This window comes from Shewanella sp. SM68, from assembly GCF_025653925.1.
Taxonomy (GTDB): domain Bacteria; phylum Pseudomonadota; class Gammaproteobacteria; order Enterobacterales; family Shewanellaceae; genus Shewanella; species Shewanella oncorhynchi.
Genome location: NZ_JAKKRU010000008.1, coordinates 94,226 through 108,460 on the forward strand (window position 1 = coordinate 94,226; position 14,235 = coordinate 108,460).

Consider the following 14,235-nt stretch of genomic DNA (forward strand, 5'->3'; position numbering starts at 1 on the left):
GATATCTCTATTACTTATTCAGCAAATCAAACAAATATTGACCATACGTGTTCTTGGCCATTTGATTACCCGCAACAGCTAGCTGTTCATCCGTCAACCACTTATTTCGCCAAGCAATCTCTTCTAGGCAGGCTATCTTATAACCCTGTCTTTTTTCGATCGTTTCGACAAATGATGCAGCTTCCAATAGACTTTCATAGGTACCTGTATCTAACCAAGCAAAACCACGACCAAGCAACTCTACATTTAATTCACCCATTTCAAGATACGCTTGATTAATACTAGTAATTTCTAATTCGCCACGCTCTGATGGTTTAACGTTTTTGGCAATATTGACTACGCAATTATCGTAAAAATAAAGGCCTGTCACTGCAAAATTAGATTTAGGTTTTAGGGGTTTTTCTTCAATACTGATGGCCTTTTGATTTTGAGCGAATTCAACTACACCAAAACGCTCAGGATCTTTCACTTGATAGCCAAATACCGTTGCCCCCGTTGTTCTTGCTGCAGCTTGTTTGAGTATTGGTGAAAAACCTTGTCCCCAAAAGATATTATCTCCAAGCGCTAAACACACATTATCATTACCAATAAACTCTTCACCAATAATAAAGGCTTGTGCTAATCCGTCAGGGCTTTGTTGCACGGCATATTGAAGATTTATCCCAAAGTCAGTGCCATCACCAAGTAAACGTTTAAACGAATATTGATCATCAGGTGTAGTGATAATCAAAATATCCCGTATCCCTGCAAGCATGAGCACAGAAATTGGATAATAAATCATAGGTTTATCGTATACAGGTAGTAACTGTTTCGAAACACCTTTAGTAATCGGGTACAAACGAGTACCAGAACCGCCAGCGAGAATAATTCCTTTCATAGTAAAATCAGTTCCTAGATAAAGAGATCCTAGGTTTAAAGAAAAACTAGGACATAAAACAAAATAATAAAAGAGGTTAAATGCCTAAACGCTCTCGCTGATAGCTACCATCTTGGACATGCTGACACCACTCTTGATTCGCTAAATACCATTCAATGGTTTTACAAAGGCCTGTTTCGAAGGTTTCTTCTGGTTGCCAGTTAAGCTCATTACTCATTTTGGTTGCATCAATGGCATAACGGCGATCATGACCTGGTCTATCAGTTACATAGGTAATCTGCTCAGCATAAGGCGTAGCTTTAGGCACTAATGAATCTAAGATGCTACAGATGGTTTGCACCACTTCTAAGTTCTGTTTTTCGTTATGACCACCAATATTGTAGGTTTCACCAATTTTGCCCTCAGTAACCACTTTGTATAGTGCGCGAGCATGGTCTTCGACATATAACCAATCGCGGATCTGGTCGCCTTTACCGTAAATAGGTAATGACTTGCCTTCAAGTGCATTAAGGATCACTAGCGGGATCAGTTTTTCAGGGAAGTGATAAGGACCATAGTTGTTGGAGCAATTAGTCACTATGGTAGGTAAGCCATAGGTACGTAACCATGCACGAACTAAGTGATCACTTGATGCTTTAGAAGCAGAATACGGACTGCTAGGAGCATAAGGTGTTGTTTCAATGAATAATGGTAACTCTTTATTCGCTGAAGGCTCCGTTCCATCTTCTATATCATCAGGATGCGGTAAATCGCCATAAACCTCATCAGTGGAAATATGATGGAAGCGAAAGGCATTTTTTGCTTGGTCAGATAAACTACTCCAATAAGCACGTGTAGCTTCAAGCAGAGTATAAGTACCAACGATGTTGGTTTGAATAAAATCTGATGGACCTGTAATTGAACGGTCGACATGAGACTCTGCAGCTAAATGCATTACCGCATCAGGTTGGTACTTATTAAAAACTCTATCTAGCTCTACTCGATCACAAATATCCACTTGTTCGAATGCGTATCGTTGATTTTTTTCAACACTAAGTAGTGATTCAAGATTGCCAGCATAAGTTAACTTATCAACATTAATCACACTATCTTGAGTATTGTTGATAATATGTCGAACAACTGCAGAGCCGATAAAGCCAGCGCCACCTGTAACCAGAATTTTCACTAAAAAATACCTCGATAAAATATAAAATGTAACGCTTGCGAAAGTTAGAAAGAGGTTGACGGAACGCTTCGCGGCTAGAGCGGGCTACGCCCTGCTAGAAAAAGCAGAGCGTCGCTCGATAACTGCTCCTGCCTTATTCTACCTCTTACATCTGACCACCATGGATGGTGGAAATGTCAGATTTTGTATGGAACAAAATTGACCATGCAGTCGTTCGCTTCTTCTAGAGTCTAGAACAGCACTTTTTACTGCGTCCTAGAACGGAGCGTTAGCCTAAGCATCTTTCCTCATAAAATACCTAACCAACACAAACATCACGCCTAACATACCGCCAAGCAGTGTACCTAATACGCAAATTAGAGCGCGTTTAGGCTTTGCTTTTTCTTCAGGCACTAGAGCAGGGTCAATCGTTTTAAAAACGTATTCATCACGCACTTCAGCAAACATGATGGTTTTAGCTTGTTCTTCTACTAGTTTATACAAAATGGTTCGAATATCTGCCACATTAGTTAAAGCAATTTGTTTATTTAAAAACTCACTGCTACGATTCGCCTCAGCTACATCGCGGTCTTTCATTACTTTATTAATATCTTGGATTAACCAAGCAACCCACTGCTGCGCAACAGCTGGTGATAAATGCTCAACTGAAATAGTGACCATTCCAGTTTCTTTCGCTTTATTAACAGCAATCATTTTGCTAAAGACTTTATAGGCCTCCTGCATTGATGGTTCTGGTTTAAATGGCACTTTAGCTTCACGTACCCAAGTATTGGTTTGCTCATTATAAAGCTTAGGATCATAAATTAATTTATCAGCATCCCTATCCCATTTTTCAGCGGCCATTAAATCAGCGAGGATATTGTGCCTTTGAATAAAATCACTGGTAAATTGGCGAGATTTCAATACTTGAATGGCAAGCTCTGTTTTATCCGTACTACCCTTAGCACTTAAATTTACCCCAGCTAAGCTGGCTAAGCCGCCAAACTGCGATGCTAATGCACTTAAACCACCGCCTTGCTCTTCAGATGCAGGGGCTAATAAAGCTTCGGATTTATAAATATTGGGTTGTTTTATGGCAAAAATAACCGCACCAATCGCGAATACAGCTGTAATAGCAATAATCAACCATTTACCTTGCCAGATGACAGAGAATAATTCACGAAGATCAATTTCGTCATCGCTTGTGGTTTGAGGGAATTGCGCGTCTGTTTTATATGTGTTTGGATTTTGAGTAATTTGTGTATTCATTTTTTTAGGTTATAGGTCCTAGATCCTAGGTGCTAGACCCTAGGAAAGCTTAAAGATATTTAAAGAAGGTCCTAGATTCTAGGGCCTAGAGCGAGCTTGCGAGCGTCCTAGATTCTATGTACTTTTATAATCTGCGGACTCTTCTCGGACACTGCCTTTTCGTATTTTTATCAAAGAAGCAATCATTGCTGAAATTTCTTTAGCCTCTTTGATAAGAGTCATTCCGTTTTGCTTGTCTATCACACCAATTTCTATCGCAATATATATTTGCGTTATCAGTTCGCCTGATGAGCCTTTTGCAAAATAAAGAAACCTTGCAGATTCAGCGGTTGATTCACGTTCTTCCCCCTCTGCAATGTTTGAGGGAATAGAAACTGCCGCTCTGGTCATTTGATCTCTGAGCCCATAATCTCGGCAATTTTTAAGTTCCTTATAAACATCACATGAAAGGCGACAAGCGCGTTTCCAAACATCCAGTTGTTCGAATCGCATGATGTTCCTTAATTAGAGAAGGTCCTAGAGGCCGAAGGCCGTTCTAGATTCTAGGTCCTAGATTCTAGGTCCTAGAGCGAGCTTGCAAGCGTCCTAGCATCTTCGTTTTAAAGCCCTGCGATAACTGATACAGCGACGGCGGTGTTATAGATAATACCCGTGATCTGTGTCCAGAGACTTAGGTTATCTTTATATTCCGTATCTAATGGCACAATAATGGTATCACCCGGTTGTAACTGGTCTTCACTAGTAAACCAACTCGAACGGCCAGGCATGAGTACAGAACCATTTGCTTGGATAACGTAAGTGCGGTCTTCATCAGCACGTTTACGCGCACCACCGGACATAGCTAAATATTGGTCTAAAGTTAAGCCATCTTTAAATCTGTGAGTTGCTGGGTGCTGAACCTCTCCCATCACTGCAATGGTTTGTTTAGTCGATGGAACATAGAGGATATCGGCATCTTCAAGCTGTATATTCGCTTGTTCAATTCCTAATGAAATTGCCGCTAAATCGACAACAAGACGTCCTACGGCTTTTATATTTTCTAAATCGGCCAACATCAATTGCGCATCAGCATAATTGACCATAGTGCCATCCTGCGATACACCTCGTGTGGCTATATCTCGACGCAATTGATCGGCTAACTTTTTAATCTCTATTTGCTCTTGCTTACGAACAGATTCGCGCACAAATACAGCTGATGGCAAATAAGCATATTCAGTAAATCCACCCACACGAGCGATTAAATCGTTTAGTGTTTCACCGCGGCGGATATTGTAGCGTCCAGGGAATTTTACTTCGCCTCGAATTTCAACAACTTTAGATTCTTGCCAATCAGGAGTCGTCATCACTGTTAGCATGTCACGCCCAGTTAAACGGATATTGGCACTTTCGATTCCTTGCAAAGCTTGTGTTAAATCAAGATTATTATGCTTAATTCTCGAGCCATTGATATCGGTTGAGGTAGTGGTTAATTCAGCTCTAGCGGTATAAGCACCTTCTTTTAAACCACCTGCAGCGATCACTAAATCATTCACCCGAGCACCCACAGTCAGTGGATATACTCCTGGTTCTCTTACCTGTCCATCAATAGCAACAATTTGAATACCAGAGCCTGCTCGCCCTTGGCTATTTAATTTAACCATTACTGGGTAGAGTAACTCTTGACGGCCCATCTGATTACTGAGTTTAAGTAGCTCTGTATCGTCAAATAAATTAGCCAACATTTTATTGACTACGCCTTTAACAACCTCAGCCTCTTCAGACTCTTTCTTATCTGTTAGTACTACACCAGCAAGATCGGTACGTTGCGATAACTTAGTTTTATCGAGTTGAACAAAACCGGCTTTAAATAAATCTGAACCTAAAAGATTACTCGTATTTAAAGAAGTGACTTTTTCAACACGCTCTTTTACTAATTTATTTAACTCATAGCGATTCTGTATATCATCTGAAAAATTAAACAGGATGATTTTATCACGCGCATTTAAGCTAAGATCTTGGCCACTTTCTTTAGCACTAATTGCTTTCCCTGGTGAGAATTGATGCACTTCAATATCACCGTATTGATTCACTTCACGGATCACGATTGCGTAATCGAGATCAGCAGAAGCCGCTAAGTCTCCCCACAGAGAAGGTAATACGTCACTCACTTTTTGACCAGCAAACCATTGATATTTACCCGGACGAACAACTGCCCCGGCTATAGTGATGGCACTTTCGTATTGCTCCGACGCACTTTTTACACGAACAATGTCACCTGCTTTGGCCGGTGTGTTTCTACCTTGCTCAGAGGTTAAGTCTACGTTCACTATGGTTTTCAAAGATTTACTATTATAACGCTCTATTGAACTGCTTTTAGGATATGCTCCTGTATTTAACCCAGCGGCCATTGCGATAACGTCAGCCATGCTCTCATTGTGTTTTAGCTCGTAAATGGCTGGGCGTCTTACTTCGCCGGTTACGCTTACAAGGCCGCCGATAGAAGGAATAAACACCACATCACCAGAATGGAGTCTTAAATCCCCCGACGCATCACCTCGCATTAACAGGTCATAAAGATCTAAAGTACCAACTAGTTTGCCATTACGTTTCAGCTGTACATTACGTAATGAACCGATCTCGTTAACACCACCAGCGACAAACAGAGCCTGAGTGATGGTTGATAAACTTGAAACCGTATACGAACCAGGTTTATAGGCATCACCTGCCACAAAAATGCGTATCGAGCGCAACTCACCCATAGTGATGTTGGACTCAATACCTATCATTTGCTCACTAATACGCTGGGATAAAGAGTCTCTGAGCTCAGAGAAACTAAGCCCCATGACTGGTATTGGACCTAGCTCAGGGAACTGGATAACCCCCTCACGGTTAATGACGAGGTCATACTCTTTATTTTCTTTACCATAAAGCTGAACTTTAATGTTATCGCCTGGACCGACGAGATACTCTCCTGGAACAGGGACGTCTGACACAGGTGCAAATGTGCTTGGTTCACCAGCAAACATCTCATAACCGAAACGACGCAATTTTATTTTGCTGGGATCTTCAGAAAAATCTAACTCAGCTTTAGCCGCTTTTTTATCGGCATCAGACACACGAGGATTGGTGTCTCTTTCCCCTACGACTTCAGGATTTGTAACCTGAGTTTGGGCCTGAGAACCTGAAAGCATATTAGGATCAATACCGTATTGCTTAGCAAGCCTTGCCTGTTCAGATTTCGGTAATTGCTTGAACTGCTCAATCATTTGTGGAGATGGCGTAACGGCATGAACCTGAGCGCCCATCAATATTGTGGCGCTAAGGCCTACTATGATGAATTTTTTGATTTGTTGTAACACCAGATATCTCCGATTGGATTTAAAATGATAAAAAGCAAAGCATCGTTGCGCTCCTTCTAGATTCTAGAGCGAGCCTGCGAGCGTTCTAGAGCGAAGCGACCTAGAGCCACGAAGTGGCGTTCTAGCAGACCGAAGGCCGTCCTTTTTTGCTTTCAGACACGCTACCGATCCGCGTGGCGGCCCGAGGCCTTCGGCGTCCGCTTAACGAATGAAACTATTCATTCTTCAACTATATACCTCTATAAATGCCAGTTCGGCATCCATGCCTCTCGTTCGAGAGCTTAACCTGCGGTTTCTCACCTTTCAGACACGCTACCGATCCGCGTGGCAGCCAGAGGCCTTCGGCGTCCGCTTAACGAATGAAACTATTCATTCGATGTCTTTCAGACACGCTACCGCCCATAGATTGCGGCTTCTAAATTGCCCTTCGCGATGCGAAAATTCATATTTTTCATTAACATAAAAAAGTGTTACAAGAAATAGTTAAGCTCTAGACTCATTCAGTTTCGCTAGTAAAATACCTTAACCATAGGATGTAAACACTTAAGATAAGAGCTTATATTCTAACTTTATGATTACAGAATCTTACTTCAAAGATTCACTACCGATAGAACATTTAATGTTCAAACGGCCATTTTTAAGATCACACCTTAACAGGTTGCATTTTAAAAATGTAACTACAAACCCTAAACAAAATCAACAAATTGATTTTTAAGTAAATATTAAACACCTTGTCGCTTTGGTAAATACTTTATCAACTTCAAGGATAGCTAATATCTTACAAAATACTGAGCATTACTCTTACAACAGGTTTTGTACTTATGCACTTAAACACAAATTCGTTCCACACTTTGCTGTGGTACAGTAACCGTCTTTATCTGCCCCATAATGTTAAAAAGAACATGGCAACGTTTATTTGGGCATTTTTCTTGAAAAATGCCTTCGAGATCAACAAAAGGGCCATCAGTAAAACGAATTTTCTCCCCCGTTTTTAGCTCTAATGCTTCGGCCAATACTGTTTGGGAAGGCGTTAGTTCTTTCATGCGAATGGCATGGATAATTCTGTCGTCAATGGGCGTCATTTTCTCTTGACAATTGACGATTCGATTAACGCCACGAGTAGAATGGACCTGCCTGACACTTGTCTGACTTGGGTCAAAATTGATGAATAAATAATTAGGAAAGAGTGGTACACGACAGACTTGTTTGCGCCCGCGCTGAGATTTCTCTTCAGAGACCATAGGCAAATACGTCTCTAAATTTTGAAGTGCTAAGTTCTGTTGTGCTCTCGCTTCACTACGAGGTTTACAATACAAAAGGTACCATGCCTTCATAAGCTAATCTCACTACCCTATAAATAAGTGACGTCCATTCACGGGTCGCAATCATAGCAAAGATGCTCAAGTCGGTGGAAGTAATTTTTCGACTATTCCAGTCTCTCGCTCGGTATGCATACAATGACACTCACATTAACTAATTCATAATTAAAATCACAACACTATACTGCTGATAATGTCACCACTTAGCTTACCAAAATTGACTTTGGTTGCTTTTAAGGGGTATATAAGGTGGGATTTTAGCGAAAATACCCATTTTACTGCTAAACACATTACTTTTATTATAAGAACGTAACAATAACCCATACGTAACTAGCGGTTATTCAACAATTAATGAATGCTATAAGCGCGAATTAATGGTTGATTAAACTTGCAGGCGATATTGGGACGAGCAACAACCATTTTTCTGTGGTGACATCATCCTGTTTCAGGGGCCCACAGGCAATCACGAGCTTAAGGTGGAAGACTTCATGAGCGTAGCAAAACCACAAGGAACGATGCTTGGGCATCCCAAGGGATTGTTCTTGCTGTTTACAACAGAACTTTGGGAACGATTTAGTTATTATGCAATGCGTGCCATTTTGGTACTGTATTTAGTTGATCAGGTGGGTAAACAAGGCGGTGGCGGCTTAGGATTTAGCCAAGCTGACGCTTTATCCTTGTATGGTACTTTTACTGCGTTAGTGTATTTAACGCCGCTGATTGGTGGTTGGTTAGCTGATAATTTTCTGGGTCAGCGCAAAGCCATTTATTTTGGTGGTGCGTTAATGGCGGCAGGCCAATTTATGCTAGCTGCGCCTCATGCTTGGTTTCCAGGTATTGAAACGACCATTTTTTATATCGGTTTAGGTACCCTCATTCTGGGTAATGGTTTATTTAAGCCGAACATTTCCACTATGGTGGGCGATCTCTACGAGGAAGGTGATCACCGTCGCGATGGTGCATTTACTATTTTCTATATGGGAATCAATTTAGGTGCGGCATTATCCGGCTTTATTGTTGCTTGGGCTTATACTAGCTTTGGCCACACTGAAATGGTTAATGGCCAAGAGGTTTTTGTTAATAACTGGCAGGCAGGTTTCTTCTGTGCTGGTATTGGTATGCTGCTGTCGCTGGTGATTCAATTTTTATTTGCTCAAAAACTGTTAGGTAACATTGGTACCGTGCCAGCGGCCAAGCTAGAACGTGAACGCCAGGCTAAGCTAGGCAATACCCGTAAAGAACCACTTACTAAAATTGAGCGTGATCGTCTCAAGGTAATTATGGTGCTGGGTTTGTTCACTATTATTTTCTGGGCGGGCTTTGAACAAGCGGGCGGGTTAATGAACTTATTTACCAATGAGTTTACTGACCGTTACATAGGTACTTGGGAAGTGCCCACGACTTATTTCCAATCGCTAAACGCTATTTTTATTGTGTTATTTGCCCCTGTAATTGCTTCTATCTGGATCCGTTTAGGTAAAAATGAACCTAATTCGCCAGTGAAATTTGCCTTAGGTTTGTTCTTATTGGCGATTGGCTTCTTGTTCATGATTGGCGCTGTGGTTGAGATGGGTAGCGATCCTACAGCTAAATCAAGCATGTGGTGGTTAGTGGGTGCTTATTTCTTCCATACTATGGGTGAATTATGTTTGTCACCTATTGGCTTATCTATGGTGACTAAACTTGCTCCACTGCGTATTGCCTCTTTGATGATGGGCGCTTGGTTCCTGTTTATTGCGATGGCGAACAAGGTTGCTGGGGTCGTAGGCTCTTTGATTGGTCACGGTGGTGGCAAAGAGGAACAACTTGCTAATGCTATGTCAATTTTTGCTGGTATCGCGATTACAGCGGCTCTGTCTGGCGTGATCCTGTATTTTATGGCTGACAAATTAGTCGATTGGATGCATGGCGCAGAAACCAAGCATCACACTGAGGCTGAAGCCTTAGAAAGTGAAATTGCAGTGACGGCTGAACATGAAGCGATAAAACGTTAATTATCCTGTTCGACTGTTTTTGACTGTTAAAACAAAACGCCTTACTCGCAAGAGTAAGGCGTTTTTGTTAAGTCAGCTATTCGGTTACATACTCAATTTCGCCAAAGCGTCAAAAAACTAAAGGCTTAACTGTAGAAAACCACCAGCAGGTAGCGTTGCATCATAGACTAAGCCCTTAAACTTGTTATCAAGTAAAGCTTGTTTATGCTCAGGCTCACTTGTCGCAATACATAACTGTTCTTGCGGTAAAATACTGCGGAACTGAATGCTCGGTTTACCCCAGTCTAACACGCCAAGCTGAAGACTCTCAGACAGTGCTAACGGGCTTAATCCCTCGTCATTACGCAGATAACAACGCAGCCCCTTCCCCGCCTGTGCAATAGCTGCACGGTACTTAGTTAGCTCAATGGCAACATAAATCATATCGGCTTTGATATCGAGACCAGATTTCACTAAACGCTCGTTCAAATAGCTCATCATGTTAAAAGGCTCAATAATGCTTTGACTCTGACCATTTCGAAAATCTTTAAGCTTCTGATTAACAAAACTTCTCAGCAGAACGCAGGCAAACGCAGCTCGATTATCCTCTGGGTACAAATGGGCCATGTACATAATCAGGTAATCACTACCTACCATAGTTGAATCAATGAAATAACTGCTTATATCGCTATTTTTATAAAGGCTATAGTCAACCTTGGCTGCCGGATAACTAATATTTGAAGCGGGAAAGAGTTGTTGCTGAACTTGTTTTGCCGCAGCAACACTTTGCTCAAGCAATGCTAGATTATCACTTAATTCTTGGTGGGATAGCGCGTCAAAATCTGCGGCTTGAGTATCATCAATGTAGGAACTATGAAGGCTTTGTTTAATGGCTTGTTCAATAATAAATAAATCAGATACTGGCTTAACGAGATAATCACTTGCGCCAATGCGTAAAGCTTCTACGACGTCAGCCATGACATTATTACCCGAGATCACGATAGAAGGCACTAAAGGCGCTAACCTTGTCATTTCCTTAAGCATATCGAGCCCTCCGAGCTTAGGCATACTCAAGTCTGCAAGAACAATATCGAAGCGCTGCGATTTAAAAACTGACAATCCTTGTTCACCATCACAGGCTTGTGTAACTTGCGCACCTCTGCTATCGAGAAAGTTTGCAACAATCTGCCTAAACACGGGGTCATCTTCAACTAAAAGAACCGCAACACCATTTAACGCCATAAAGGTTCCCGAATAAAGTTCATCGCATAGCCATTACTCAAGTGAATATGCCAATAACAAAATTTAACAAGGCTAGCATTTGATGACTAAAGACAAATGCTGTCAAGTACGGCCAATAGGGTTACTCAAGCTCCTGCATATACTGATCGAGCAACTCATCATCATCTTGCTTTTGAGGGACATTACCATCATAGACTTTATAGTCCATGTGCTGTAAATATGCATCTTTGACAAAGGCATAGGGATCGAGTGCATTATCAACAAGTCGCTCTTGATCGATTGCTGATGCTCTAGAATGAAGGTTTTTAAGTCCCCATTTAACAATGGATTGCCACATTGTTAACTCAGACAATGGAAAGTATAGACCATCAACCCAATCAGACGCGAGTTCTCGCACAACATAAGGACCCGCAAATGGCGCCATGAAGTAAGGTCCATTAGGCACCCCATAATAACCCAGCACTTCATTAAACTCATCTTGCTTGCGGCTCATACCCATCATGTCAGCGACATCAATGACACCTAATAAGCCGACAGTAGAATTGATTGTAAAGCGTCCACCAGCATTAGCTGCCCAGCCCCACTTACCCTGCAGCACATTGTTTACTAAGCTGCTAGGTTCCTCTAAATTCTGCACAAAGTTATTGATACCTGTTTTAGCAGGCGTAGGAATATAATCGTTATAACCATGGGCTACAGGACGATATAAATATCTATCTAGGTAGAGATAATTGAAGTCCCACATAGCTCGGTTAAAGCCTTCGAACGGATCGCGGGGATCATCATAGGTAATTTGTACCTTAGCAGGTGTTTCCTGCTGAATGGTATCTGGTAGGGATACTTCAGCCGATTGCACTTTAGGCAACAGCATTAACCCCAGAGATAATCCCATCCATTTTAACTTCATATCGCTCTCTTAATATAAATGTACAGTTTAGACATCAAATTTTCGCTAAAGTGACAATACAAAAATGACGATATAAAGATAATTCGTCTTAGTGGCATACTATCCAGTATGACAGTTCCTTTGTCACAAGGCGCATAAGCATACTTGGCAAAAAAAATTGGTCAATTGTTAATTTTACTAAACGAATGTATCGCAGGATAAACTATATAAGGTCATTAAATGGAGTCGATTCCACTTGTCAGCAGTCAAAATTCGCAGTTACACACTGCGATGGCTAACACTGATGCCCTCAATGCTACTCCACGCCCCATTCCGGCTCAGGTGCAAACATCACCTGAGGGAGATAGTATTATTCTAAACGGTACAGAATATAATTTAAAGCTAGTTAATGCTCAACAGCGGCAAATATTGTTGACTGCTAATAGCTTTTTAGTCACGCCCAATGCGCAGAACAGCTCAACTCCAACTACGATAGTGCAAAACTCAACTAGCCAACTGCTTGCATTAGCTACACCTCTCGTACTGAAAATTCCTGAGGCAGTGATCAATCTTGCGCAACAAAATGGCATCTCTCAGACGCAGCTTTCAACGCTCGCGGCTCGCACACAGGGCTATCCATTACCCAACGTCACTATAGTTAACAAGGAGTTTCAATTTGCTAATGGTACCGTTGTAGCACAAGATCCTGGACCCCAGCTGAATCAAGGTGAATTCATCGCGAAAATAGCCTTTCAACAAGGGCGCCCTATTTTATTACTCACCCCAATACAGAGCAAACTCGAAATCATAATTGGGACGCCAGTAAATGAAACTCAGGTTCCCACAAATAAACCATCTTCTGATCTTGTGATCGCGAAAATTGAACCAGCCCAGATCATTGCGTCCTTTCTAAAAAAACTCGAAAATATCAACTTTCTACCTGAGCCCACAAAACAAATTGTCACGGCCAAAGTCGATATAATGCAGCTTCAAAGTAAAGTAGATGTTCCATCAGCGCCTACTGCGACTGGCTCACAGAATATCTCTAACGCGCAAGTCATAACGCCAACAACTAAAGACTTAGGTCAGATCAGCACCCAAAACTCAGCCCTTGAAAATCGGCTTGTGGGTCAATCGCCGGCATCACAAATGGGTGAAAACGTAAATAGCAAAAACGGGTTACCTCAAAGCTCAAAAACGTCACAAGAAATCCTAAGTGTGAGTCCTACAGACATAAACAAACTTAAGAATATTTTAGGATCAAGTAACCAAAAGAGTGAACAACAAGGCAATGATGCTAAGACTGACACTTCGATAAAAGTAGCTGATGTCTTACAAAAAGCGTTCAATAAAGCGGGGGCACTTCCTATTGAGCTATCTCGTTCTAATAGCAACTCGAATTTAGCATCTGAGTTATTGAAACTCCTACCGCATTTAGGGCTACCACCACTGAGCAAATTAAATGATATTGATGAGCTCAAAGCCAACATTCTCGGTCTAGCGAGTCTAAATCTTGCTACGCCTCAATCAAATCAAGCCTCTATGCTCATGAATGGGAGTGCAATTACCTCACTTTTTCAGCTGCTACTTGGCTTTAAAGCCAATAACAATTCGAATTCCGTTAGCAAAAAGCTTGCAGACTACCTTGAGCAGTTACAAGCTAAAGTGGGCTTCTCCACTAAACTACTTGGGCAACTGAGCAAAGCAGGAGGCCTTGATAGCATGGGACTATTAGCCTCTAACCTGCATTTATACCAACAGGCAAGTAATGAGAGCGCAGGTAATTTAGTGTGGTTCTTCGCCCTGCCCTATGGCATTAACCAACGACAGGAGCAACTGGAAGGGAAATTTGAGCAAGAAGCCGATCCTGATGACCCAGATAAAAAAATGGGATGGCGTTTACAACTGAAGTTTAATCTAGCACAAGGACCTCTGCAGATTTCAGCCCAAAACCACAATCAACAATTAGATATCCAGTTTAAAGGCAATAGTCAGATACTACTTAATAAGGTTAGTAACTTTTTAACGCCCTTAAGCCAAAAACTATCACAACTGGGTTTTACGCCTGGTGAACTATCAACTCAAATAGCGCAAGTACCAGCAACCTTATTACCTGGTGATCATTTCCTCGTAAAGACAAAAGCTTAATGAGTGACAATGTTCCAACACTAATATTGAGTTCATTAT

General features: G+C 41.5%; 10 protein-coding genes. 2 read left to right on the forward strand and 8 right to left on the reverse strand.

Features of this window, described 5'->3' with window-relative positions:
• Nucleotides 1–10: 10 nt before the first annotated feature.
• The 6 genes from rfbA to rfaH all read right to left on the reverse strand — a co-directional run bounded on the left by rfbA (nucleotide 11) and on the right by rfaH (nucleotide 7,962).
• The gene (gene rfbA, locus L5M40_RS13975) at nucleotides 11–877 is read right to left on the reverse strand and encodes a glucose-1-phosphate thymidylyltransferase RfbA (RefSeq protein WP_263256793.1); all 867 of its coding nucleotides are present in this window, start codon (nucleotides 875–877) and stop codon (nucleotides 11–13) included.
• Nucleotides 878–953: 76 nt separating this feature from the next.
• Entirely contained in the window at nucleotides 954–2,042 is a 1,089-nt protein-coding gene (gene rfbB, locus L5M40_RS13980; protein ID WP_263256796.1) for a dTDP-glucose 4,6-dehydratase, read from the reverse strand.
• A 273-nt stretch (nucleotides 2,043–2,315) separates the two neighbouring features.
• Nucleotides 2,316–3,290 carry a Wzz/FepE/Etk N-terminal domain-containing protein gene (locus L5M40_RS13985; protein WP_263256798.1) on the reverse strand — a complete coding sequence of 325 codons (975 nt, stop codon included), beginning with the start codon at nucleotides 3,288–3,290 and terminating at the stop codon, nucleotides 2,316–2,318.
• 114 nt (nucleotides 3,291–3,404) lie between these two features.
• Nucleotides 3,405–3,782, reverse strand: coding sequence for a four helix bundle protein (locus L5M40_RS13990; protein WP_086904803.1), 378 nt, complete (start codon nucleotides 3,780–3,782; stop codon nucleotides 3,405–3,407).
• 107 nt (nucleotides 3,783–3,889) lie between these two features.
• Nucleotides 3,890–6,628 (reverse strand): SLBB domain-containing protein, encoded by a 2,739-nt coding sequence (locus tag L5M40_RS13995; RefSeq protein ID WP_263256799.1) that lies wholly within the window; start codon nucleotides 6,626–6,628, stop codon nucleotides 3,890–3,892.
• Nucleotides 6,629–7,455: 827 nt separating this feature from the next.
• The gene (gene rfaH / locus L5M40_RS14000) at nucleotides 7,456–7,962 is read right to left on the reverse strand and encodes a transcription/translation regulatory transformer protein RfaH (RefSeq protein ID WP_219250929.1); all 507 of its coding nucleotides are present in this window, start codon (nucleotides 7,960–7,962) and stop codon (nucleotides 7,456–7,458) included.
• Between the two features lie 473 nt (nucleotides 7,963–8,435).
• Here rfaH and L5M40_RS14005 point away from each other — a divergent pair, with 473 nt between their 5' ends.
• Entirely contained in the window at nucleotides 8,436–9,941 is a 1,506-nt protein-coding gene (locus tag L5M40_RS14005; RefSeq protein WP_028761163.1) for a peptide MFS transporter, read from the forward strand.
• A 117-nt stretch (nucleotides 9,942–10,058) separates the two neighbouring features.
• Here the strand turns inward: L5M40_RS14005 and L5M40_RS14010 are convergent, their stop codons facing one another.
• Nucleotides 10,059–11,162, reverse strand: coding sequence for a response regulator (locus L5M40_RS14010; RefSeq protein ID WP_263256801.1), 1,104 nt, complete (start codon nucleotides 11,160–11,162; stop codon nucleotides 10,059–10,061).
• 121 nt (nucleotides 11,163–11,283) lie between these two features.
• Complete coding sequence (locus L5M40_RS14015; protein WP_219233968.1) at nucleotides 11,284–12,069, reverse strand: VacJ family lipoprotein; 786 nt, start codon at nucleotides 12,067–12,069, stop codon at nucleotides 11,284–11,286.
• Nucleotides 12,070–12,288: 219 nt separating this feature from the next.
• Between L5M40_RS14015 and L5M40_RS14020 the strand changes: the two genes are divergently transcribed.
• Nucleotides 12,289–14,196 carry a hypothetical protein gene (locus tag L5M40_RS14020; protein WP_263256802.1) on the forward strand — a complete coding sequence of 636 codons (1,908 nt, stop codon included), beginning with the start codon at nucleotides 12,289–12,291 and terminating at the stop codon, nucleotides 14,194–14,196.
• Nucleotides 14,197–14,235: the final 39 nt, after the last annotated feature.